At 46.9% G+C, this 25,480-nt stretch carries 21 protein-coding genes; 20 read left to right on the top strand and 1 reads right to left on the bottom strand.

All coding sequences use genetic code 11. From position 1 onward, the window contains the following. Positions 1-9: 9 nt before the first annotated feature. The 18 genes from DXB18_RS03310 (at position 10) to DXB18_RS03225 (ending at position 21,519) form a co-directional block, all read left to right on the top strand. Positions 10-1,803, top strand: a complete 1,794-nt coding sequence (locus DXB18_RS03310; protein ID WP_347560848.1) for a sensor histidine kinase — start codon at positions 10-12, stop codon at positions 1,801-1,803. Then, positions 1,800-2,771 carry a substrate-binding domain-containing protein gene (locus DXB18_RS03305; RefSeq protein ID WP_118540488.1) on the top strand — a complete coding sequence of 324 codons (972 nt, stop codon included), beginning with the start codon at positions 1,800-1,802 and terminating at the stop codon, positions 2,769-2,771. The genes DXB18_RS03310 and DXB18_RS03305 overlap by 4 nt, the downstream gene beginning before the upstream one ends. Before the next feature lie 13 nt (positions 2,772-2,784). Then, complete coding sequence (locus DXB18_RS03300) at positions 2,785-3,816, top strand: galactose ABC transporter substrate-binding protein (RefSeq protein WP_118705965.1); 1,032 nt, start codon at positions 2,785-2,787, stop codon at positions 3,814-3,816. Between the two features lie 151 nt (positions 3,817-3,967). After that, positions 3,968-5,080: a galactose ABC transporter substrate-binding protein gene (locus DXB18_RS03295; RefSeq protein WP_118540490.1), complete on the top strand. Its 1,113-nt coding sequence runs from the start codon at positions 3,968-3,970 to the stop codon at positions 5,078-5,080. A gap of 154 nt (positions 5,081-5,234) precedes the next feature. After that, complete coding sequence (locus DXB18_RS03290; RefSeq protein ID WP_118540491.1) at positions 5,235-6,746, top strand: sugar ABC transporter ATP-binding protein; 1,512 nt, start codon at positions 5,235-5,237, stop codon at positions 6,744-6,746. A gap of 72 nt (positions 6,747-6,818) precedes the next feature. Continuing rightward, positions 6,819-7,808 (top strand): beta-methylgalactoside transporter, encoded by a 990-nt coding sequence (locus DXB18_RS03285; protein ID WP_118540492.1) that lies wholly within the window; start codon positions 6,819-6,821, stop codon positions 7,806-7,808. 156 nt (positions 7,809-7,964) lie between these two features. Continuing rightward, a complete protein-coding gene (locus DXB18_RS03280) occupies positions 7,965-8,834 on the top strand; it encodes a DegV family protein (RefSeq protein WP_118705963.1) in 870 nt (289 codons plus the stop codon). 116 nt (positions 8,835-8,950) lie between these two features. Further along, complete coding sequence (locus tag DXB18_RS03275; protein WP_118540494.1) at positions 8,951-9,241, top strand: hypothetical protein; 291 nt, start codon at positions 8,951-8,953, stop codon at positions 9,239-9,241. A gap of 360 nt (positions 9,242-9,601) precedes the next feature. Then, the gene (locus DXB18_RS03270; RefSeq protein WP_118705961.1) at positions 9,602-10,819 is read left to right on the top strand and encodes an iron-containing alcohol dehydrogenase; all 1,218 of its coding nucleotides are present in this window, start codon (positions 9,602-9,604) and stop codon (positions 10,817-10,819) included. Between the two features lie 196 nt (positions 10,820-11,015). Then, positions 11,016-12,260, top strand: coding sequence for an SLC13 family permease (locus DXB18_RS03265; RefSeq protein WP_182430448.1), 1,245 nt, complete (start codon positions 11,016-11,018; stop codon positions 12,258-12,260). 130 nt (positions 12,261-12,390) lie between these two features. Continuing rightward, a complete protein-coding gene (locus tag DXB18_RS03260) occupies positions 12,391-14,310 on the top strand; it encodes a DNA gyrase subunit B (RefSeq protein ID WP_118705957.1) in 1,920 nt (639 codons plus the stop codon). 20 nt (positions 14,311-14,330) lie between these two features. After that, a complete protein-coding gene (locus DXB18_RS03255) occupies positions 14,331-16,565 on the top strand; it encodes a DNA topoisomerase (ATP-hydrolyzing) (protein ID WP_118705955.1) in 2,235 nt (744 codons plus the stop codon). Between the two features lie 244 nt (positions 16,566-16,809). Further along, complete coding sequence (asd, locus tag DXB18_RS03250; RefSeq protein WP_118705953.1) at positions 16,810-17,895, top strand: aspartate-semialdehyde dehydrogenase; 1,086 nt, start codon at positions 16,810-16,812, stop codon at positions 17,893-17,895. Between the two features lie 174 nt (positions 17,896-18,069). Beyond that, positions 18,070-19,131: an aldose epimerase family protein gene (locus DXB18_RS03245; protein ID WP_118705951.1), complete on the top strand. Its 1,062-nt coding sequence runs from the start codon at positions 18,070-18,072 to the stop codon at positions 19,129-19,131. 183 nt (positions 19,132-19,314) lie between these two features. Next, positions 19,315-19,521, top strand: coding sequence for an alpha/beta-type small acid-soluble spore protein (locus tag DXB18_RS03240; protein ID WP_118540501.1), 207 nt, complete (start codon positions 19,315-19,317; stop codon positions 19,519-19,521). A gap of 311 nt (positions 19,522-19,832) precedes the next feature. Next, a complete protein-coding gene (gene rsmD / locus DXB18_RS03235) occupies positions 19,833-20,387 on the top strand; it encodes a 16S rRNA (guanine(966)-N(2))-methyltransferase RsmD (RefSeq protein WP_118540502.1) in 555 nt (184 codons plus the stop codon). 1 nt (position 20,388) lies between these two features. Next, positions 20,389-20,871 (top strand): pantetheine-phosphate adenylyltransferase, encoded by a 483-nt coding sequence (gene coaD / locus DXB18_RS03230; protein ID WP_118540503.1) that lies wholly within the window; start codon positions 20,389-20,391, stop codon positions 20,869-20,871. 63 nt (positions 20,872-20,934) lie between these two features. Further along, complete coding sequence (locus tag DXB18_RS03225; protein WP_118540504.1) at positions 20,935-21,519, top strand: vacuolar family H+-ATPase subunit H; 585 nt, start codon at positions 20,935-20,937, stop codon at positions 21,517-21,519. Here DXB18_RS03225 and DXB18_RS03220 read toward each other — a convergent pair. Beyond that, the gene (locus tag DXB18_RS03220; RefSeq protein WP_207665759.1) at positions 21,470-22,438 is read right to left on the bottom strand and encodes a hypothetical protein; all 969 of its coding nucleotides are present in this window, start codon (positions 22,436-22,438) and stop codon (positions 21,470-21,472) included. The two genes, DXB18_RS03225 and DXB18_RS03220, sit on opposite strands and share 50 nt — an antisense overlap. A gap of 125 nt (positions 22,439-22,563) precedes the next feature. Here DXB18_RS03220 and DXB18_RS03215 point away from each other — a divergent pair, with 125 nt between their 5' ends. Further along, on the top strand, positions 22,564-23,946 hold the full coding sequence (locus tag DXB18_RS03215) for an RsmB/NOP family class I SAM-dependent RNA methyltransferase (protein ID WP_118705949.1): 1,383 nt from the start codon (positions 22,564-22,566) through the stop codon (positions 23,944-23,946). Beyond that, the gene (locus tag DXB18_RS16835; RefSeq protein WP_347560844.1) at positions 23,946-25,472 is read left to right on the top strand and encodes a pseudouridine synthase; all 1,527 of its coding nucleotides are present in this window, start codon (positions 23,946-23,948) and stop codon (positions 25,470-25,472) included. Before DXB18_RS03215 ends, DXB18_RS16835 begins: the two co-directional genes overlap by 1 nt. Positions 25,473-25,480 lie beyond the last annotated feature (8 nt).

Genomic DNA, 25,480 nt, shown 5'->3' with positions numbered 1-25,480 from the left:
AGAAACATGATGTTAAAAAAGAAATGGTCTGATCTGCCTGGCCGCGTCAGCATCCGCTCTACCATTTATCTGTATTTTACGATCAGCGCCCTGACTGCCCTGATCCTCATGGGAATTTCCTTTTACGGACGTCTTGTCAACCAGATGACAGCAGCGATCCAGGAAGAAAACCAGACGATGCTGGCACAGGTCAACCATTCCGTGGATTCCTACCTTCGTACCATTATGAAGCTGTCAGATTCCCTGTATTACGATGTCATCAAAAATGCAGATCTGTCGCAGGAAAGCATTCACTCAGAAATGAATCTTCTATATGACAGTAACCGGGATTATGTCTCCAATATTGCATTATTTTCCAAAAACGGGGCACTCATCGATACCGTACCGGCAGCCCGGCTGAAAACGGGACTTGATGTAAGCAAAGAAGACTGGTTTCCTGAAACACTGGAGCGAACCGAAAACCTGCATTTTTCTACACCGCATGTACAATATATTTTTGACAGCGATGAAAATCAGTATACCTGGGTTATTACCATGACCCGTGCGGTAGAACTCACAAAAGGAGTATCTACCGAACAGGGTATTTTGCTGATTGATATTACCTACGGAAGTTTAAAACAGCTTCTGGACAGCATTTCCATGGGAAATCACGGCTATCTGTACATGATCAGCTCCGGTGGACAGCTGATCTATCATCCGCAGATGCAGCTGATCGATGCGGGACAGATGGAAGAAAACTTAAAAGCCGCCGAAACTTACCGTGACGGGAATTACCGGGAATCCTATCAGGGCGAAATCCGCGATGTTACGGTAAAGTCTGTCGGCTATACCGGCTGGAAGCTGGTTGGTGTTACACCAGAGCAGGACAGTTATCTCAATACCCTGAAAACAAAGCTCTTCATGTTTTTTCTGGTCGGACTCTTTTTATTTATGCTGATGATCATCAACTCCTCGATTTCCTCCCACATTACAATACCGATCCGGGAACTGGAAAAATCCGTCAATGCCTTGGAAAACGGAAATCTGGATGTGGAAGTATACCAGGGCGGTTCTTACGAAATCCGACACCTTGGCCGTTCGATCGGTGATATGGCAAGACAGATCAAGATACTAATGCAGGATATTGTTGCGGAACATGAATCCAAGCGAAAGAGCGAATTCGATACCCTGCAGTCCCAGATCAATCCGCATTTTCTTTATAATACCCTGGACATCATTGTCTGGATGATCGAAAATGAGCAGAAATCAGAGGCAGTCAAGGTTGTAACTGCACTGGCACGTTTTTTCCGTATCAGCTTAAGCAAGGGAAAAAGTATCATTCCAGTGCGGGATGAACTGGAACATGTGCGCAATTATCTTATGATCCAGCAGATGCGGTTTAAGAATAAATTTACTTATCAGATTGATGCAGATCCAGAAGTACTTGGAATGGCAAGCTTAAAACTGATGCTTCAGCCTCTCGTTGAAAATGCCATTTATCATGGAATGGAATTTAAAGATGGAGACGGGCTCATTGAGATCCGTGCAGAACGGAAAGAAGATGGATTGTGCTTTACGGTTCAGGATAACGGACTTGGCATGACAGAGGAACAGGTTGACAGTCTTTTGACTGAGCACGCGCATGTCTCCTCCAAACGAGGTTCCGGAATCGGAGTTAAAAATGTGAATGAACGGATCCGGCTGTATTTCGGAAACGAATACGGTCTTCGGATTGAATCAGAACCAGATGAAGGGACGATCATTCATATTCATCTTCCGGCAGTGGACTACCGGGAAATCCAGGAAAAGGAGAGAAGACCATGAAAAAACGCGAGAACCTGGTTCTGACCGGTCTGGGTATCATATTGATTATATTATATCTGCTTTCCTCCACGGATCTGATCATCAAAGAGCGGAAAACGGAAATCTATCCGGTTTCCGTAATCCTGGATGATACAACCGATGAATTTTGTCAGAATTTCAAAAAAGGTGTGGACCGGGCAGCCATCGAACTGAATGCAGATGTAAGCCTGATCACTCTGTATGAGGGCGGCGATGGCGAACAGCAGATTGAACGACTGGCAAGGGAACAGCAGGATGACGCAAAAGCACTGATCGTTATGCCGGTATCGGAGAATGTGCTGGAAGATGCACTGGCACAAAAACGGCTCCAGATTCCGCTGGTTCTGGTGAACGCTGCGCTTCCAAGAGATAAAGTATCTTCGGTGGTGATGACAGACCATGATGCAATGGGACGTAAACTTGCAGAACAGGTACTTACCCGGCACGGAACAGAAGTTCCGTACTTCCTGTTTGATACCGGCAAAGAATCTGCTGCGAAACATCATTTTCAGGATGGAGTCGAGAATGTGCTGCAGACAAACGGGTGCATCGTTAAAAAAATAGAACGTCATGGAGATGGAAGTTTTCGAAAAGCAATTGAAGAACTGGTATACCCGGATTCTTCCAGGGCGGTGATTGTTGCGCTGGATTCGGAATCGCTTCTGGAAACCGCACAGATCCTTGCAGACAGCAGTGTTTATCTGGAACATGTCGAAGGGCTTTATGGACGAGGAACTTCTACCACGCTTTTGAATTATCTGGACCGTGGCGTCATAGACGGGCTTTGTGTTACCGATGATTTCAGTACCGGATACTTAAGTGTAAAACGGGCTGTGGAAATTCTGGCAAACCAGAAACTGACGGAAGAAACGATACTGGACAGTTATTATATCGAAAGAAACGACCTGCGCAGTCCGGAGTTTGAAAAGATGCTTTATCCCATTGAGTAGGAGGTTGATACGCATGAACGTAAATAGCAAAAAGACAACTGCTGCATTACTTGGGCTGTTTCTCACAAGCAGTCTTCTTTCCGGCTGCCAGACCGGTAACACTCCGGAAAAGAAAAATGCGATCCGTATTGGCGTCAGCCTGTACCGGGCAGACGATACCTTTATCAGCAATATCCGCGCGGAGCTGGAAAAACGGGCAAAAGCATATGAACAGGAAACTGGTATCAAGGTAACTTTGGACATTCAGGACGCCAAAGGAAATCAGTATACCCAGAATAAGCAGGTAGAACGCTTTGTTTCTCTGGGGTGTGATGCACTGTGCATCAATCCGGTTGACCGGACCACCTCCTCTGGTATCATCGATCCGGCTATGGCTGCCGATATTCCGGTAGTCTTTTTTAACCGGCAGCCGGTGGAAGAGGATATGGACCGCTGGGACAAGCTTTACTATGTCGGTGCGGATGCCAAGGAATCGGCTGTGCTGGAAGCAGAAATCGTGGCAGAGCAGTATGAGAAAGATCCGGCATTCCTTGATCAAAACGGAGACGGAGTGATCAGCTACGTTCTCCTGGAGGGAGAAAGCAATCATCAGGATTCCCTGATCCGTACGGAATGGTCTGTCCAGACTTTAAAAGACCGGGATGTACCAATTGAAAAAGTAACAGGCGGTATTGCAAACTGGGAACGTTCGCAGGCATCCGCCATGATGGAACAGTGGCTGTCTTCCTATCCGGATAAAATCGAACTGGTGATCAGTAATAACGATGATATGGCCCTTGGCGCCATCGATGCGATGGAACGTGCAGGAGCCAACCGGATCCGTGTGGTTGGAATTGATGGAACAACTCCAGGACTGGATGCAGTAAAAAGCGGAAAGATGCTTGGCACAGTGTCCTCAGATAAAAGCGGCTATGCAGATGCAATCTTTACCATTGCAGCATCCGCCGGATTGGGTGAACCAATCCCGGAGAAAATCAGCCTAAACGGAGAAAAATACTACTGGACCAGGCAGAATCATGTCACAAAAGACAATATAAATCCTTAAAAAATTGTAGAATCGAAAAAATTCCATAATGCTGAAAAGAAAATCCTATGGAAAATTGCACAATCCGCCGCTATAATGAGCTTGTCAGATGGAGAAAGTAAACAAAAACTTACAAATTATGACAATTTTATTTAAAGGGAGGATTTACATCATGAGATTAACAAAGAAAGTAACCGCTATGGCAATGGCATCCTGCATGATCCTGTCTATGACAGCATGCGGCGGAAGCAAACCGGCAGAGACTACTGCAGCTGCAACTGAGGCAGCAACGACCGAAGCTGCAAAAGAAGCAGAGACCACTGCAGAAGCAGTAAAAGAAGCTGCAGGCGGCGACTATGCAGACAAAAAAGTCGGCATTTCCATTTACAAATTTGATGATAACTTTATGACTCTGTACCGTACCGAGTTAGAGAGATACTTAACCGAGGACCTTGGCTTCAAGAAAGAGAACATCACCGTTCAGGATGGTAAGGGCGATCAGGCAGAGCAGACCAACCAGATCCAGAACTTCATCGCTTCCGGCGTTGACGTTATGATCTTAAACCTGGTTCAGTCTTCTTCCGCACCGCAGGTTACCGATATGTGTAAAGATGCTGGAATCCCGGTTGTTTACATCAACCGTGAGCCGGATTCCGCAGAGGAAGAGAGATGGGCTTCCGACGGTATCAATGCTACTTACGTCGGTGCAGACGCAAGACAGTCTGGTACTTATCAGGGTGAAGAAATCCTTGAGACTGCAAACAAAGGTGATATCAACGGCGATGGCAAAGTAAGCTACATCATGGTTCAGGGCGATCCGGAGAACGTAGATGCCCAGTACAGAACCGAGTATTCCATCAAAGCTCTGACCGATGCAGGTGTTGAGGTTGAAGAGCTTCTGCTCCAGAGAGGTGACTGGGATCAGGCTAAAGGCCAGCAGATCGTTCAGGATGCATTAACCCAGTTCGGCGACAAGATCGAGGTTGTTTTCTGTAACAACGATGCAATGGCACTCGGTGCTCTGCAGGCAATCGATGCAGCAGGCAGAAAAGTAAATGAGGATATCTACCTGGTAGGTGTAGATGCTCTGACCGAGGCAGTTCAGAACATCACCGATGGCAAGATGACCGGTACCGTATTTAACGATTACATTGGTCAGGCTAAGACTGCAGCTGATATGGCTGTCAAATACTTAGACGGTGAGTCTGTTGATCCGGTTAACATGGTTGACTATGTAAAGGTTACCCCGGACAACGCAGCAGACATTCTTGACATCATCAAATAGTCAGACTCTGGCCTGTAATTAACAGTGATTCATCTTTCGGGTGTGTCGTCTGACACACCCGATTTTTAAAGAAATGCAAACGGCCGCAGAAAACGCAGCCGCATGCAGAAAACGGCTGAAAAAGCCGGTACGGAGTCAGAAAGGAGAGAATGGGATGGCAGAGTACAGGTTGGAAATGAAGGGAGTCTGCAAAAGCTTCCCGGGTGTAAAAGCCCTCGACGGCATCAACTTAAGAGTCCGTCCCGGTACCGTCCATGCGTTAATGGGGGAGAACGGAGCCGGAAAATCTACCCTAATGAAATGTTTATTTGGCATCTATAAAATGGATGAAGGTGAAATTTATCTGGATGGAGAGAAAATGACGATCTTAAATCCAGATGACGCTTTACATAAAGGACTGGCCATGGTTCATCAGGAACTGCAGCCGATCCCGGAGAGAACGATCGCAGAGAATATGTATCTGGGCCGTTATCCGCTAAAAAGCTTTGGTCCGTTAAAGATCATTGATCATAAGACCATGAACGAGGAAGCAGCCAAGTGGCTGGACAATGTGAAAATGCCTTACGATCCGAAGGCAAAACTGGGATCTCTTTCCATTGCACAGATGCAGTCCGTAGAGATCGCCAAGGCAGTATCCATGAGTGCGAAAGTTGTGATTCTGGATGAGCCGACATCATCTCTTACCGATAATGAGGTAGAGGCGCTGTTCCGCATCATTCGGGATCTTAAATCCAGAGGCGTTTCCATGATCTACATCTCCCACAAGATGGCTGAGATCCGTGAAATTGCCGATGATATTACCATCATGCGTGATGGTACTTATGTAGGGACCTGGGAGGTCAAAGACATCAGTGACGATGAAATTGTCCGCCAGATGGTAGGTCGTGAACTCACCAATGTTTATCCTCCAATGGAAAATACCATTCAGGACGAAGTGGTGCTGGAGGTAAAAGACCTCTGCAGCATCCATGAGCGTTCTTTCCAGCATATCAGTTTCCAGTTAAAGAAGGGCGAGATCCTTGGCTTCGGCGGTCTGGTTGGAGCCCAGAGAACAGAGCTGATGGAAGCAATCTTCGGTATGCGCCATGTTAAGAGCGGAGAGGTCCTGGTTCACGGAAAACCAATCCAGGTATCCAGACCGCGTGATGCCATCAAAGATGGTATCGGAATGATCACAGAGGACCGCCGTGGCACCGGTATCCTTGGATGCCTTTCCATCGCGGACAACGTATCCATTTCCTCCCTTAACAACTACTTAAAGGTCGGACCGATGCTTGACATCGGAAAGATTGAAGAGCTTGTTAAGGAAAATGTAGCAAAACTGAGTATCAAGACTCCGAGCAGCAAGACACTGATCCAGTCTCTTTCCGGTGGTAACCAGCAGAAGGTGATTATTGCAAGATGGCTGGCAAACAACCCGGACGTGCTGATCATGGATGAGCCGACCAGAGGTATCGATGTCGGCGCGAAGTACGAGATCTACCAGATCATGATCGAACTGACAAGACAGGGCAAATCTATCATCATGATTTCCTCTGAAATGCCGGAGTTAATCGGTATGTCACACCGGATCCTGGTTATGTGTGCTGGAAAATTGACCGGTGAGGTCTCCGGTGAGGAAGCAACTCAGGAAAATATCATGAGTATGGCTACTCAGTTCAACTAATCACAGTCAGTCTTTCGTTTCATAGGAAATTGCATCCGACTGTGAATGGAAACAATTAAGGAGGATACGAGGATGAATAAAAAAAATATTGATATAAAGAAAACACTGCTGGACAATGGTATCATCATTGTTCTGCTCCTGCTGGTACTCATCACCGGCATTACCAAAGATAATTTCTTCTCCTGGAACAACTTATCCAACATTTCTGTTAATACTGCAGCGCGTGTTATCATTGCCTTTGGTGTCAGCGGCTGTCTGATCACCAAAGGTACCGACCTTTCCGCAGGTCGTATGGTTGGTCTTGCTTCCTGTATCGCAGGTACCTTACTTCAGACCGCAGACTACAGCGGTAAGTTTTTTCCGAATTTAGGCGATATGCCGGTATTCGGTGTTCTGGCTTTATGTATCCTGATCTGCTGCATCTTCGGCCTGATCAATGGTATCGTTATCGCTTACTTAAATGTACCGGCCTTCATCGGCACCCTGGGCATGCAGCTGGCTGTATACGGCATCTGCCTGGTATACACCAACGCAACTCCTCTGGGCGGCTACCGCAAGGCTTACACTACAATCGCAACCGGCAAGCTATTTGGTCAGATCCCGTATATGTTCATCATCGCATTTGTGATTGGCCTGGTTATGTGGTTCGTATTCAACTACACCCGTCACGGCAAATACATGTATGCGATCGGCGGCAACGAGGCTGCTGCTGAGGTATCCGGCGTAAACGTAAAGAAAACCAAGATCATCATCTACGTAACTGCTGCAGCCCTGTATGCGATTGCAGGCTTCCTGCTTGGCGCAAAAGCCGGCGGTGCCAGCGTTAACATGGGTCAGGGCTATGAGCTGGAGGCAATCGCAGCATGTACCATCGGCGGTGTATCCGTTAATGGTGGTATCGGCCGTATCTCCGGTGTTGTCATCGGTGTTCTGGTATTCGAGCTGTTGAAATCTTCCATGCAGTTCCTTGGTATCCAGACCAACTACCAGTACATTGTACAGGGTATCGTAATCATCGTGGCAATTGCCCTTGATATCCGCAAATACATTGCAAAGAAATAATCGTGATCGAATTATGATTACATAAGTAAAGTCCCCGAGTACCGTCATTCGATGGTATTTCGGGGATTACTTGTTCTTTTGGAACATTTAGGCTATAATAGCTTTTATGTGCAAATGAGAACCGGTATGTTTCGGTGGGATAAAGGAGAGTTTCGAATGAGAAAAACAGGAATCGTTACAGACAGCCATAGCGGCATTTCGCAGGAAGAAGCAGAGCGGCTTGGAATTTATGTGCTTCCCATGCCGTTTTATATGAATGATGTCTGTTATTATGAAGGAATCAACATTACCAGGGAAGAATTTTTGGAACGTCTGTCCAGACTGGAGAATATCAGTACCTCACAGCCATCACCGGAATCGGTCATGGAACTGTGGGACAAGGCACTTTTAAACTATGAGGACATTCTTTATATTCCGATCAGCAGTGGTCTCAGCGGTTCCTGTCAGACTGCCATGATGCTTTCCCGGGAAGAAAAATACGAGGGCAGGGTTTACGTTGTAGATAACGGAAGTGTTGCAACACCGCTCCATCAGAGTATTCTGGATGCACTGGAACTTTTGGAACAGGGATGCAGTGCAGCTGAAGTAAAAGAACGCATGGAGCGCGTTAAGACAAAAACAGGCATTTACATTGCGGTCGATGATTTAAAATACTTAAAGCATGGCGGCCGTATTTCAGCCGGTGTGGCTCTGGTTGGCGGACTTTTAAATGTGAAACCCGTTCTGCATTTCGATATCGGCATTCTGGAACTTCACAAAAACTGCCGCGGATTAAAGCGTGCAAAACAAACGATGATCGATGATGTGAAAAAGGTTATAGAAGACTCTTATCAGGATGAATACCATGCAGGAAATGTCCACATTGTGGCAGCTTCCAGTGCTGGAAAAGAAGAAACCGATGCCTGGGTAAAAGAGATTGAAGCAGCTTTTCCAGGAAGAACGATCCTGTGTGATGACCTTTCCTTCGGTGTGACCTGCCATATTGGACCAGGAGGACTTGGAATCGGCTACTCCTTAAAGCCGTGACCACTTTCCATGTATGATTTCCAGTAGTTCCCAGTGGATTTTCCATTCTCTGTATGGTAACATACTTTTGTAACAAATGTGTAATATTTATGTAATAAAGAAGGAGAATGACTACTATGAAAAGACACATCGCAACAACCGCAGCAGCTATGGCCGTGACTGCCCTGATGGCCTTTCAGCCGATGACCGCATTCGCGGCAGTTGGCAACTGCTCCAATAATAACGGATGTTATAGTACCGGATGTTACAGCAATGGCTGTGTTATTTCCGCATGCCAGAGCTTTGGCTGCAAGGCGAATGACTGCAGACAGAACAAAACTGCATGCAGAAAAAATCTGTCTGTGAAAAACTGCAGCAGCCCAAAACTGGTTTCTTACAAGATCAGCAATCTGGGATGCCAGAGATAACAGAAAACAAAAGAAAAACCATCTGACGGATCATTACATAAGATCATACTGCAGACGCACCCAACATGGTGCGTCTGTTTTACATTTGAATGAGATTTCGTGACGCTGTATGTATGCTGCAAAGTTTATGTTAAATCGGTGTTGATTTTAAGTGAATGTTGATTTTAAGTGAAATGTGACAAGACGCTAACAAGTAAAATATGCAATATAAAAATAAAATCGAAAAAAATGTTCAAAATCTATTGCAAAATATACAAAACATGGTATAGTAAATGCAGAGTTAATGTTAATTAATTAACGATAAGAAAAAAGAAATCAAAAAGGTGTCGCGACATGACGCGGCAGAATGGAGGATTTGTTATGGCTAGATTCACATTACCGAGAGACTTATACCACGGAAAAGGTGCTTTGGAAGCATTAAAGACTTTCGAAGGTAAGAAAGCGATCATCTGCGTTGGCGGCGGTTCCATGAAACGCTTCGGATTTCTGGACAAAGCAAAACAGTATCTGGAAGAGGCCGGAATGGAAGTTCAGCTTTACGAGGGTATCGAGCCGGATCCTTCTGTAGAGACCGTTATGAAGGGTGCAGCAGCCATGGAAGCTTTCCAGCCAGACTGGATCGTAGCTATGGGCGGTGGTTCCCCGATCGATGCAGCAAAAGCTATGTGGATCAAGTATGAGTACCCGGATATCACCTTTGAAGATATGTGTAAGGTATTTGGTATTCCGAAACTGAGAAGAAAAGCTCACTTCTGTGCAATTTCCTCTACTTCCGGAACCGCAACAGAGGTTACTGCATTCTCGATCATTACCGATTACCAGAAGGGCATTAAGTATCCGATCGCAGACTTCGAGATCACCCCGGATGTTGCAATTGTGGATCCAGAACTGGCAGAGACCATGCCGCAGAAACTGGTTGCCCATACCGGTATGGATGCTATGACCCATGCGATTGAGGCTTATGTATCTACCGCAAACTGTGACTTTACCGATCCGCTTGCTCTTCACGCGATCAAGATGATCCAGAAAGATCTGGTTGACTCTTACAATGGCGATATGGCAAAACGTGATGCAATGCACAATGCACAGTGCCTGGCAGGTATGGCATTCTCCAACGCACTGCTTGGTATCGTTCACTCCATGGCTCATAAGACCGGCGCAGCTTTCGCAGATTACGGCGCACACATCATTCATGGTGCTGCAAACGCGATGTATCTGCCAAAGGTTATCGCATTCAACGCAAAAGATGAAACCGCGAAAGAGCGTTATGGCGAGATCGCAGACTTCATGAAACTGGGCGGCGATACCTTAGATGAGAAAGTTGCTCTTCTGATCGCTTACTTAAGAAAGATGAACGACGACTTAAAGATTCCGCACTGCATCAAGAACTATGGCGCAGACAGCTATCCGACCGAGCAGGGCTTCGTACCGGAAGAGGTATTCTTAGAGAGACTTCCGGAGATTGCAAAGAACGCGATCGCAGACGCATGTACCGGTTCCAACCCGCGTCAGCCTAGCCAGGAGGAGATGGAAAAACTTCTGAAGTGCTGCTACTATGATACTGAGGTAGATTTCTAATCAATAACATTACCTGTTATAGAAACAGAGCCCTGCCGGGCAAAAGTCCGGCAGGGCATTTTTTTATATTTTCTTAGTTCTGTTTTCGGTGATCAACTCATGGACGCAATCATTTCTTCCTATTGCCAGCTTAAAAAAAAATGGTTATAATAACACTTTGTTACTTTAAGAATAAATCAAAGGGATGAAAAGAATCATGAAAAGGCTGGTCGCATATTTCAAAAAGGAGACGGTGCTTTGCATTGCAGCAATTCTTGCCGTTATTTCTGTATTTTTTGTCCATCCGGACAGTCAGTATCCTGGATATCTGGACTACCGGACACTGGCATTGCTGTTTTCTCTGATGACGATCATGGAAGGGTTTAAACAGACCGGGTTTTTTGGAAAGGTGGCGCAGGCACTGCTTGCGAAGGTCCATACGTTCCGCCAGCTCTATCTGGTACTGGTGATGCTTTGCTTCTTTTGCTCCATGTGGATCACCAACGATGTGTCACTGCTGACGTTTGTTCCATTTACGATCCTGGTTCTGGAGCTTGCCGGCTTACAAAAAGAAATGATCCCGGTCATTGTCATGCAGACGATCGCAGCGAACCTGGGCAGCATGATGACACCGGTGGGAAATCCGCAGAATCTGTATCTGTATTCGGTTTCCGGTATGGGAATGGGGCAGTTTCTGATGATCCTTGGACCGCTTAGCCTCCTTTCTTTTTTGATGATCCTTGGAGCCTGTGTGGCTCATAAAAACTTCCCATTAGATTCGGAACGGTTGAAGTCAGAAATGCTGGCCTCTCATACAGATACAAAAACGCAAAAAGCTACCGCAGACCATGCTTTTGCAAATGTAAAAACACAGGACCGCCCTGCAGGCAAACGACACAGTGAGAAGGATCAGTCCCGTTACCAGAATCTGCTGCTGGCAGTGCTGTTTTTGTTCAGCCTGCTTTCGGTATTCCGCGTGCTGGAATGGCCGCTTCTTCTGCTGATCGTATTGATCGGATGCCTGCTGTTAAGCGGACTTTTCCACAGCACGTTTCTGCCGCGAAACGTCGATTACAGCCTTCTGCTTACGTTTATTGCATTTTTTATTTTTATCGGCAATATGAAGCGGATGGATCTGGTGCGGGATCTGCTAAACCAGCTCTTGACGGGCCGGGAACTGTTTGTTTCTTTTGCCTGCAGCCAGGTGATCAGCAATGTACCGGCAGCAATCCTGCTTTCCGGCTTTACCGACCAGTATGCTGCACTTTTGCGCGGCGTGAACATTGGCGGACTCGGTACGCTGATCGCATCGCTGGCCAGCCTGATCTCTTATAAGTTTTTTGCGGAAAGTCAGGAGCATTTTCCGGAAGCCGGAACGAAACAGCAGTACCTGATCCGTTTTACGACCTGGAACTTTGGAATGGCAGTCATTTTACTGCTTGCAGCAGTGATTTTTGGTTAGCAGACTGTTGGATGAAAACAGCATGAATAGGAACAGTCTGACATCGAATCATGGATTTTGGTTCTTGATTTTGATGAAAATTTTATTTATAATTTAGATTCGAACATTTGTTTTATAGTTGGAGGGAAACATGGCAAATACACAGTATAACGCAGACAGCATCACGGTCCTGGAAGGGCTGGAAGCGGTGCGCAAACGCCCGGGTATGTACATTGGAAGCGTTGGAACAAAAGGATTAAATCATCTGATCTACGAGATCGTGGACAATGCGGTAGACGAACATCTGGCTGGCTTCTGCGATACCATATGGGTTACCCTGGAAGCAGACGGCTCCTGCACCGTAAAGGACAGCGGACGTGGCATCCCGGTAGAAATGCATAAAAAAGGCGTATCTGCAGAGCGTGTGGTTTTATCTACACTGCATGCGGGCGGTAAATTTGACAACCAGGCTTACAAGACCAGCGGCGGACTGCACGGTGTCGGTTCCTCTGTCGTGAATGCCTTATCTGCCCATATGGATGTCAAAATCTATAAAAATGGTTTTATCCATCACGATGCGTATGAGCGCGGTATCCCCACCGTGGAACTGGAAAACGGATTGCTCCCGGTACTCGGAAAGACCAGACAGACCGGTACCGAGATCAATTTCCTGCCAGACGACGAAATCTTTGAAAAAACACGGTTTAAGGCAGACTGGTTAAAGAGCCGTCTGCATGAGACCGCTTATTTAAATCCGGGCCTTACCATTTATTATAAAAATGCACGTGCCAACGAGAAAGAAGAGCTCACCTACCATGAACCGGAAGGAATCGTGGCTTATGTAAAGGAATTAAACCGCGGCAAGACGGTGATCCACGAACCAATTTACTTTAAGAAGGAACTGGATCAGATCGAGGTGGAAGTAGCGATCCAGTTTGTCGATGCTTTTGAGGAAAATATCCTTGGCTTCTGTAATAATATTTTTACGCAGGAGGGCGGTACGCATCTGGTTGGATTTAAGACCCGCTTTACCCAGCTGATCAACTCCTATGCCCGAGAGCTGGGCATCTTAAAGGAGAAAGATCCGAACTTTACCGGCGCGGATACCCGAAACGGCATGACGGCGATCGTTGCCGTGAAGCATCCGGATCCGATCTTTGAGGGTCAGACGAAAACGAAGCTTGCAAGTGCAGATGCCACCAAAGCAGTCTTTACGGTATCCGGCGATCTGCTTTCGCATTATTTTGACCGCAATCTGGAGACTTTAAAAGCCATCATCGGCTGCGCGGAAAAATCCGCAAAGATCCGCAAAGCAGAAGAGAAGGCGAAGACCAACATGCTGACAAAGTCTAAATTTTCCTTTGACAGCAACGGGAAGCTGGCAAACTGCGAGAGCCGTGATGCCGAGCTTTGCGAAATCTTTATCGTAGAGGGAGATTCTGCGGGCGGTTCTGCCAAAACAGCCAGAAACCGCAAATACCAAGCAATCCTTCCAATCCGTGGTAAGATCCTGAATGTGGAAAAAGCATCCATGGACAAGGTACTGGCCAATGCCGAGATCAAAACCATGATCAATACCTTCGGCTGCGGCTTTTCAGAAGGGTATGGAAACGATTTCGATATCACCAAACTAAAATATAACAAGATCATTCTCATGACGGATGCCGATGTCGACGGAAGCCACATCGACACCCTGCTTCTGACGTTTTTATACCGGTTTATGCCGGAGCTGATCTACAACGGCCATGTTTACATTGCCATGCCGCCGCTTTACAAGGTCATCCCGTCCAGAGGACAGGAGCAGTACTTATACGATGATAAAGAGCTGGAGCGCTACCGAAAAAACCATACCGGCGATTTCCGGCTGCAGCGTTATAAAGGTCTTGGTGAGATGGACCCGGAGCAGCTCTGGGAAACCACGCTCGACCCGGAGCGCCGCGTCTTAAAGCGTGTGGAAATCGAGGATGCACGCATGGCATCCGAAGTGACCGAGATGCTGATGGGAAGCGAAGTGCCGCCAAGAAAACAGTTTATCTATGACCATGCAAACGAAGCAGAGATCGATGCGTAAGGGAGTGAAGGAGAAAAAACATGGCTGAGAAGATATTAACAACAGAATATTCGGAGGAGATGCAGCGCAGTTACTTAAACTACTCCATGAGCGTCATTACTGCCAGAGCGATCCCGGATGCGCGCGACGGCTTAAAGCCGGTACAGCGCCGTGTCCTTTACGATATGAGCGAGCTGCGCTTGGGACACGATAAACCACACAGAAAATCGGCGCGTATCGTCGGCGACACCATGGGTAAATACCATCCGCACGGTGACAGCTCCATCTACGAGACGCTGGTTGTGATGTCCCAGGACTTTAAAAAGGGAATGGCCCTGGTAGATGGTCACGGAAACTTCGGTTCCATCGAGGGAGACGGCGCCGCGGCTATGCGTTACACCGAGGCCCGCTTAAAGAAGTTTGCGGAAGAAGTGTATTTAAAGGATCTGGACAAGACCGTGCAGTTCGTATCCAACTACGATGAATCTGAAAAAGAGCCGGAGGTTCTTCCGGTCCGCGTGCCGAACCTTCTGATCAACGGTGCGGAGGGCATCGCGGTCGGCATGAGCACCAGCATCCCGACACACAATTTGGGAGAGGTGGTCGATCTGGTCAAAGCCTATATCGACCGTCCGGACATGTCACTTGAAGAGATGATGGAATATATGCCGGGGCCGGATTTTCCTACCGGAGGTATCATTGCCAATCAAAAAGATTTGCCGGCGATCTATGAAACCGGAACCGGTAAGATCAAGCTGCGCGGCAAGATCGAGGTAGAATTGGGACGCCGGAAAAGTGACCGGGACAAGCTTGTCATCAGCGAGATCCCGTACACCATGATCGGTGCCGGCATCAATAAATTCCTGGTCGACATTGCAGAACTCGTAGAAAACAAGACTTTATCCGATGTTGTGGACATTTCCAACCAGTCAAACAAAGAGGGAATCCGCATTGTCCTCGAGCTGAAAAAGGATGCCGACATCGAGAAAATCCGCAACATTCTCTACAAGAAGACAAAATTGGAAGATACCTTTGGCGTCAACATGCTGGCGATCGCCCACGGACGTCCAGAAACCTTAAACTTGCGCGGAATCCTGGAAAATTATCTGGAGTTCCAGTATGAAAATACAACCCGCAAGTATCAGGCACTTCTGGAAAAAGAACTGGAAAAAAAGGAAATCCGCGAAGGTCTCATCCGTGCCTGCGACGTGATCGACTTAATCATCGCAATCCTGCGCGGCTCGAAAAACTTAAAAGACGCCAAAGCCTGCTTAATGACCGGTGACATTTCCAGGATCCAGTTTAAGCATCCGGGCTTTGAGGAGGATGCAAAGCAGCTTAACTTTACGGAAAAGCAGGCAAATGCCATTCTCGAAATGCGCCTTTACAAATTGATCGGTCTGGAAATCCTGGCGCTGCAGAAAGACTATAAGGAATGCCTGAAGAAAATTGCAGAATATGAGAAAATCTTAAAGAGCCGTGACGGCATGAATCAGGTCATCAAAGAGGATCTGGACCACATTAAGGAAGAATTCGCCCAGCCGAGAAAGACCCTGATCGAAAACGGAAAAGAGGCCGTATACGAGGAATCTGCGGTAGCTGTGAGCGAAGTGGTGTTTGTCATGGACCGCTTCGGTTACTGCAAGCTTCTGGACCGTTCAGCCTACGACCGGAACCGGGAAACCGTAGATACCGAATACAAGTATGTGATCCCGTGTCTGAATACCGATAAGCTCTGCGTATTCACTGACACCGGAAACCTGCACCAGATCAAGCTGATGGATGTTCCATCCGGAAAACTCCGCGATAAGGGAACTCCGATCGATAATTTAAGCAAATACGATGGAAGCAAAGAAGAAATCATCTTCTTGACCAATTTTGGACGTCTGACCGGACAGATTTTATTGTTCGCCACAAAAATGGCCATGGTAAAGCAGGTCCCCGCAGAAGAATTTGTGACCAACAACCGGACGGTAGCATCGACCAAGCTGCAGGAGGGAGACAGCCTGTTAACCGTCCGGATCGTGGGAACCGAGACCGATCTTGCCCTGCAAAGTGCCGGCGGTATGTTCCTGCGGTTCTCCATGGAAGATATTCCAGAGCTGAAAAAGAATTCCCGCGGTGTGCGCGGCATGAAGCTGGGAGCGGGAGACGAGTTGGAAAATGTTTATTTTGTGACCCAGCAGCCTCAGATCATTTATAAAGAAAAAGAAGTTCATCTGAACCGTCTGAAATTAGCAAAACGAGATGGCAAAGGAAGTAAGGTACGCCTGTAGTTTCCGTCTCTCACGTGCAGTTGTACTTATATCAAAGAAAATATCCGTGCAGCACGCACAAATGTATTTTTCTGACGAATCAGTATTGATTTTTTACAAAAATTGAGATAGGATAAGCGGGAACGAAAAAGCAAAAAGTGACAAACAGGTGAAAAATGTTTCTGCAGCGTGTGAACAGCCACAAAACAGTCACCGGTCAGAATCAGGAAAGAATTGTCACGAAGAAAATAAGGAGCTTATGATTATGGAAAAGAAATTGCGTGTTGGCGTGCTTGGCGCGACCGGTATGGTAGGACAGAGATTTATCTCCCTTCTGGAGAATCATCCGTGGTATGAGGTAGTTACCGTGGCTGCAAGCCCGCGTTCTGCCGGAAAAACCTACGAGGAGGCTGTCGGCGGACGCTGGAAAATGACCACACCAATGCCGGAAGCAGTAAAGAAGCTGGTAGTCATGAATGTCAATGAGGTAGAAAAAGTTGCTGCCAGTGTTGACTTTGTATTCAGTGCAGTAGACATGACCAAGGAAGAGATCAAGGCGATCGAGGAAGCGTACGCAAAGACTGAGACCCCGGTTGTTTCCAATAACAGCGCACACCGCTGGACTCCGGATGTTCCGATGGTTGTTCCGGAGATCAACCCGGAGCACTTTAAAGTAATCGAGTTCCAGAAAAAACGTCTGGGAACCAAGAGAGGCTTTGTTGCTGTAAAGCCGAACTGCTCCATTCAGAGCTACGCTCCGGTCCTGACTGCATGGAAAGAGTTTGAGCCATACGAGGTCGTTGCTACCACCTACCAGGCAATCTCCGGTGCAGGAAAAACCTTCAAAGACTGGCCGGAAATGGAAGGAAACATCATTCCTTACATCGGCGGCGAGGAAGAGAAGAGTGAGCAGGAGCCGCTTCGTATCTGGGGCGAGATCAAAGATGGCGTGATCGTAAAGGCATCTGAGCCGAAGATCACCTGCCAGTGCATCCGTGTTCCGGTATTAAATGGCCACACTGCTGCCGTATTCGTAAAATTCCGCAAGAAACCGACCAAGGAAGAGCTGATCGACCGTCTGGTGAAATTCTCCGGCCTTCCGCAGGAGTTAAAGCTTCCGAGTGCACCGAAGCAGTTCATCCAGTACTTAGAAGAGGACAACCGTCCGCAGGTTTCCTTAGACGTAGATTTTGAGAATGGCATGGGTATTTCTGTAGGCCGTATCCGTGAAGACAGCATCTACGATTACAAGTTCGTAGGACTTTCCCACAACACCGTCCGCGGTGCTGCCGGCGGGGCAGTGCTTTGTGCAGAACTTCTGACTGCACAGGGTTACATCCAGGCCAAATAATCGGATTGGATTCAGGCAGTATTACAAAATAAAGGTTCAAAAACGAGGGTGCATTCAGTTCCTACTGGATTGCATCCTCGCTTTATGCTATAATCGAATAGAACATGCGTTGCTTTTTTCGCAGCGCAGGAACAGTAACGAATTTCATACGGAAAATGTGGAGGGAATACGACTATGGCATGCAGCAAGGAATTATTTGGCACTCTGGAAAATGGGGCGAAGCTCACAAAATACATTCTTACAAATGAACACGGGGTAAAAGCTGTGTTTACAGATCTTGGTGCGATCTGGCTCGAAATGTTTGTGCCGGATAAAAACGGTAATTTCAATGATGTGGTACTTGGTTTTGACACACCGGAAAAATATCTGGATCAGGATACACACTTCGGAGAAATCGTTGGAAGAAATGCAAACCGCATCGGAAACGCAACCTGCACCATTGACGGCATCACCTATGCACTGGTCATCAACGATAACGGGGTCAACAATCTTCACAGCGGACCGGATTTTTTGCGGAACCGGATCTGGGATGCTGAAGTTTCTGAAACTGCGGAGGGAACCAAGATCACGTTTTCCCTCTTTAGTCCGGACGGCGACCAGAATTATCCTGGCAATGCCGATATCCGTGTCAGCTACACCCTGACCAATGACGATGCCCTCCGTATCGATTATCATATGACCTGTGATGAGGACACCATTGCAAACTTTACAAACCACGCCTATTTTAACCTGGCTGGTCAGGAATCCGGCTCGGCCATGAACCAGAAAGTCTGGATCGATGCAGACCAGTTTACCATTGCAGACCAGTATTCCATTCCGACCGGAGAACTGGTCCCAGTAAAGGGAACGCCAATGGATTTTACACAGTTTAAAACCATTGCAGACGAGATCGATGCAGATTATGAGCCATTAAAATTCGCAAAAGGCTATGACCACAACTGGGTTTTAAACCATAAGGAAGGCGAACTGTCACTGGCTGCGAAAGCCAAAGATGAAGCAAGCGGCCGTATCATGGAAGTTTATACGGACCTTCCTGGAATCCAGTTCTATACCGGCAATTTTCTCACATCTATGGAGGGCAAGAACGGGGCAGTCTATAACCATCGTCAGGGATACTGCTTTGAAACCCAGTATTTCCCGGATGCAGTCAACAAACCGCAGTTTGCGTCCCCGATTTTAAAGGGCGGAGATATTTACCAGACTATTACGATTTATAAATTTAAAACGGAAGCGTAATGGTTTTTGCATATCTGCGCGATTACAATTCATAGGTAATACATATTCTGTCAATTTACGCAGAAGATGCCAGGGTAAGATTCTTTCTTAAGCACATACTAGGAACGTAACAAAAAACAAACCAGCTGTAACGCAGGAGAAAACGCCTGCTTTACGGCAGGCGCTTAAGAAAGGAGACCAATTATGGCAAGCAGATCTTCTAACAGGGCAGAGGTCCCGGAAGCAAAAGAAGCACTGGATCGTTTTAAAATGGAGGTTGCAGATGAGCTGGGCGTTCCGTTATCCGATGGTTATAACGGAAACTTAACTTCTGCGCAGAATGGTTCTGTCGGCGGTTATATGGTCAAAAAAATGATCGAGGCTCAGGAAAGACAGATGGCAGGAAAGTAATCATGATATTTCGTGATAAAATCCGGAAATAATCGAAAAGAGGACCCGCGGTACAAAACTGCGGGTCTTTTCGATGTTTCATAAGAAAATATGGTTTGTGAAAACAACAGCATGTAACGGATTGCATTGCCTGTTGTATAAAAAAAGATACGAAACCACACCATAATTTACTTGTATATCCGAAAAATTAACGCTATAATTGCTGTGATTGTAATTGTATACATAAACAATTACCTGATATTATATTTGCAAAGATGCCAGATTACTGCACGAAGACAGTAGAAGGAATCTTTTCATGACAGGAGAATCATATGAGAGTAATCGCAGGGAGTGCGAGACGTACCCAGTTAAAAACACTGGAGGGCATGAACACTCGTCCAACGCAGGACCGCATTAAGGAAACACTTTTTAATATGCTTCAATACGATCTGGCAGACTGTACGTTTCTGGATCTTTTTGCCGGAAGCGGAGGAATCGGCATTGAGGCATTAAGCCGTGGAGCCGGACAGGCTGTTTTTGTGGAACAGAATGAAGCCGCAGTGCAGATTGTCCGTGATAATTTAAAAGCAACCAAGCTGGAAGAAAGAGCCGTTGTCATGCATTGTGACGCGCTTTCAGCATTGAAACGTCTGGAAGGAAAATACCGGTTTGATTTCATTTTCATGGATCCCCCATACAACCATGAATTAGAAAAACAGATGTTAGACTATTTAAAAACCTCTTCCATGATCGATAAACAGAGTACCCTGATCATCGAAGCATCCCTTGAGACAGATTTTTCCTATCTGTCTTCTATGGGTTACATTACAGAGAAAATAAAAGAATACAAGACAAATAAACATGTATTTGTCTATCGAGGAGAATGATATGGCAATAGCAGTATACCCTGGAAGTTTTGACCCAGTAACCCTGGGACATCTGGATATCATTGAGCGGTCTGCGCATATGATGGACCGTCTGATCGTCGGAGTTTTGCAGAATAATTCAAAAACTCCGTTGTTTTCTGTCGAAGAACGTGTTAAGATGTTAGAGGATGTAACCTCTCATTTACCAAATGTGGAAATCCGTTCTTTTGGAGGCCTTCTGGTAGACTTTGTGCACCAGTGTGAAGCAGATGTGGTCGTGAGAGGACTTCGTGCAATCACAGATTTTGAATATGAACTTCAGATGGCACAGACAAACCGGGTGATCGCTCCGGATATCGATACCATTTTTTTAACGACGAACTTAAAATATTCCTATTTGAGCTCCAGTATCGTAAAGGAAATCGCTGGTTACCAGGGTGATATCCATGAATTTCTGCATCCGGCGATTGCAGAAAAAGTGCGTGAGAAGATGGCAAACAGGTAACAGCCGTGTAACTTCCCGGCAGGTCTGCGCAGTGATAGAAAAACGCGTTAAGGAGAATTAATCATGAGTAGAATCGAACAGTTGATCGGTGAGATCGAAGAATATATTGACAGCTGTAAATTTCAGCCTCTTTCTAATACGAAAATCCTGGTAAACAAGGAAGAGCTGGAGGAATTGCTGGTCGAGCTTCGACTCCGTATTCCGGATGAAATCAAAAAATATCAGAAGATCATCAGCAACCAGGATGCCATTTTAAACGAGGCACGTGCGCAGGCTGACGCTATGGTAGCCGAAGCAACCGCACAGACCAACGAACTGGTAAACGAGCATGAGATCATGCAGAAAGCATATGCAGAAGCAAACCGTGTTGTAGAAGACGCACAGGCACAGGCACAGACCATCATCGATGAGGCAGTAAATGAGGCAAACGGTATCCGCCAGGCTTCCATCAATTATACCGACGATATGTTAAACAGCCTGCAGACGATCATTACCCATTCCATGGAGGGCGCACAGAGCCGTTTTGACGCATTTCTTTCTTCCATGCAGTCCAGCTACGATATCGTTTCTTCCAACCGTGGAGAACTGGCTGGCAGTGTTACCAGTGTTGAGGAAACCCCAGAGGAAGCACCAGCTGAAGAACAGTAATCATGAGCATGGAAAGCCCTGCATGCAGGAGCTTCCATCCTATGTAATGCCGGATATCAAATCCGGCATTTTTCTTGCCCTGAACCAAAACACTCTTTACCTGAAAAATTCCGGAAATCCCACCAAAGGCAGCCGATGCCATGCTGAGCGGAAGCTGTCCGGCGGCCGGAAAAGTTTGGCAGATCTGATGGATTCCGGTTGTCATTTCAAAAATGCCGCACAAAATGGCGGAAATCCTGGGCGGAATCCATTCTGCGTGACGAATAAAGCAAACCAATATGGAAAACAGCATCATATATCCACCGATCAGGACCATGGTATCGCATACTTCGTACAAGATAGAATCCAGACCGGAAGAGTGTCCCGAATGCTGCGGGTCTCCCTGGAACGTCGTGCATGCGTTTTGGCTGACCGGGACGGAACTGACCGGATCTTCTGAGATTTTTGAACGGTCAGACAGATCTGGATAGGCGATTACGCTTTTGGCTGCTGCAGACAACAAAAATACCGGGGCGTAGATTCCCAAAAACAGAAGAACCGGGGATACCGGTTCTTTCAGCTGCTGTCTTACATATCCAAACAGAAACATGGGACTTGGATAGCTGCAAAGTGCAAGAAGATAAGAAGCTTCTTTTTCGGAAATCTGATTTTGGGATAAAAATCTGGAACAAAGGGAAGGACCGACCGGATAACCGCAAAGCATCCCACAAAAAAGAATGAAGCTTCCCTGCTCACTTAAGGAAAAAATGCGGGAAAACAATGGGCGCAAAAGACGCATCAGCACAGATGCGCCGCCGATATCCAGAATCAGACGGGTAAAGATCATAGCCGGAGCCAGTGCGGGCAGCACCGTATGAAACCATAACAAAAGCCCGTCCGAAGCCCCCTCTACGCTGTATTGCGGAAACAGCAGGATCATAAAAAAAATCAGGATCAATACAGGGGCAAAGGGGAAGGCGTAAGGCATGGCAGACTCCTGAGAAACCGGTTTTCACTTGAATTAAATTATGCTATACTTAGCTTACTTATGCTAGGAGGAGATTTATGCGATTACCAGAAACATTCCTGGAACAGATGAAACTGCTGTTAGGAACGGATTATGATGCATGGCTGGAAAGTTATGAGAAAAAGCCATATGCAGGACTTCGAGTCAACCGGTCCAAAATCGAACCGGATGAATGGGAAAACAACCTTTCTCCATTTGAACTCAGACGGGTTTTGTGGACGAAGAACGGTTATTATATCAGTGAGGAGGCAAAAGCATCCCGCCACCCATACTACTATGCCGGACTTTATTATCTGCAGGAGCCGAGCGCCATGGCACCGGCTGCTGTTCTCCCGGTAGAGCCGGGAGACCGGGTACTGGATCTGTGTGCGGCTCCCGGCGGAAAAAGCACGGAACTTGGTGCAAAACTTCAGGGCGAAGGACTTTTGGTTTCCAACGATATCAGCAATTCCAGGGCAAAAGCGCTGTTAAAAAACCTGGAATTATTTGGAATTCCCAATATCTGCGTGACCAGTGAGACTCCCGAGAAGCTTGCTTCGGTCTTTGGTCCGTATTTTGACAAAATCCTGGTCGATGCACCATGCTCCGGAGAGGGCATGTTCCGGAAAGATCCGGATCTGATCAAAAGCTGGCTGGACCGGGGACCAGAGGCTTATGCACCCATTCAGCGTGAAATCCTCGCTTCTGCGGTACGCATGCTAAAACCAGGCGGTCTGCTTTTATATTCCACCTGTACCTTTGCACAAATCGAAGATGAAGATACGATTGAGTGGATTTTGCATACAGAACCAGATATGGAACTGGTTCCGCTGATTCCGTGGGAAGGTGCATGCAGCGGAAAAAGTGGAATGCCGGTCATCCGGTTATTCCCGCATAAAGTAGAAGGAGAAGGGCATTTCCTTGCCCTCTTAAAGAAAAAAGAAAACGCTTTGGAAGAACAAAGCCAGGCTGGGCGCGAGCCTGCTTTCTCTGGGAAGGTACCGGCTGAGGTACGCCGCCTGGAAAAAGAAAGTGATTTTCTGCAGTGGGAAGCCATGCTGAAAAGATCGTTTGACCGCAGCCGTATGATGGTGCGGGATCACATGGTTTATTATCTTCCGGAGTGTTTTGAGAAGACCTGGAATCTGCGCTATTTAAGAACCGGCCTGCTTCTTGGTGAGTGGAAGAAGAACCGGTTTGAGCCATCCCAGGCTGTAGCCATGGCGCTTTCGATGCGGGAATTCTCCCAAAGCTTATCCTTATCCTCGGATGACGAACGGACGATCCGCTACTTAAAAGGAGAGACAATTTTCCCAAATCCTAGCGAGTCATTTCAAAAAGGATGGGTTCTGATCGGAGTGGACGGATATCCGCTTGGCTGGGTCAAGTATACCGGAAGCAGCTTTAAGAATAAATATTACCCAGGATGGCGGTGGCAGTAATGGCAAAATTAATCAGACTGGATAAATATCTGGTAGAAATGAATAAAGGCAGCCGCAGCCAGATTAAAGAAGCGGCAAAAAAAGGACGGATCCAGGTAAATGGTGTTCCAGAGAAAAAAACGGAGCGCAAGATCGATCCGGATACGGATCAGGTAATGTTTGACGGTGCAGTAGTCAGCTACCGGGCGTTGGAGTATATCATGCTCTATAAACCGCAGGGCGTGATCTCTGCAACGGAAGACAAACATCATAAAACCGTAATTGATCTGTTAAGCGGAGAGAACCGGAGTGATCTTTTCCCGGTAGGGCGTCTGGATATCGACACAGAAGGCCTGCTGCTTCTGACCAATGACGGAGATCTGACCCACCGGCTTTTAGCCCCGGGAAAGCACGTTGACAAAGTGTATTACGCAAAGATTGAAGGTGTTCTTCCAAAAGACTGCGTAAAGCAGATGGCGGAAGGAATAACCTTAACCGATGGAACTCCTGTGATGCCTGCAAAACTGGAAGTTACAAAGCAGTGGTCAGAGCAGGCTGAAACATCTGCAGGCGCAGAAATCCTCCTGACGATCCAGGAAGGCAAGTTTCATCAGGTAAAGCGCATGTTTGAAGCGCTTGGCTGTCACGTTGTATTTTTGAAGCGGCTGTCCATGGGAAGCCTGAAACTCGATCCATCCCTGAAACCGGGAGAGTACCGGGCACTCACCGAAAAAGAACTTCAGGCACTGACAGCTCCAATGGTTCAACCAGCTGCTGATCCGGCACGAACTTCTCAAAAAGATCCGGAATCCACTCTGGTACCGACATCAGAAAAAACACCGACAGTGTTGGATAATTTGGCATCAGCAAAGGTCCCAGCAGCGGGGCAGGCTCTCGAACAGATGGATGCCGTATTATTTGACCTGGACGGCACCCTGGTTGACTCCATGTGGATGTGGAAAGAGATCGACATCGAATACTTAGGCAGCTTCGGACTTACCTGCCCACCGGATCTTCAGAAGGTAATCGAAGGTATGAGTTTCTCGGAAACGGCTGAATATTTTAAAGAACGCTTTGAAATTCCGGACTCCATCGATGAGATCAAACAGACCTGGATTCGTATGAGCATCGAGAAATACCGGAAGGAAGTACCGTTAAAAACCGGAGCGATGCAGCTTTTAACCTATCTGAAGCAAACAGGGAAAAAGGCTGGTATTGCCACCAGCAATGGCCGCGATATGGTAGACGTAGTGCTGGAATCGCTGCACATCAAGTCTTATTTTCAGGTTATTGCAACGGCATGCGAGGTTGCTGCAGGAAAGCCTGCTCCGGATATTTATCTGGAAGTTGCAAAGCGGCTTGGAGTCAAACCAGCTAAGTGTATGGTCTTTGAGGATGTACCTGCCGGAATTCTTGCCGGAAAACGGGCCGGTATGACAGTCTGCGCGGTCGAAGATGAATTTTCTTTGGGAATGCGGGAAGAAAAAGAGGCGCTGGCAGATTACTATATTTCTGATTTTACGAAACTTTTTGATATAGAACGATAATACGCGTT

This window comes from Clostridium sp. OM02-18AC (assembly GCF_003481825.1).
Classification (GTDB): Bacteria; Bacillota; Clostridia; order Lachnospirales; family Lachnospiraceae; genus Brotaphodocola.
Note: the sequence above shows the minus strand (reverse complement) of the source record. Positions and strands in the feature narration are given on the sequence as shown.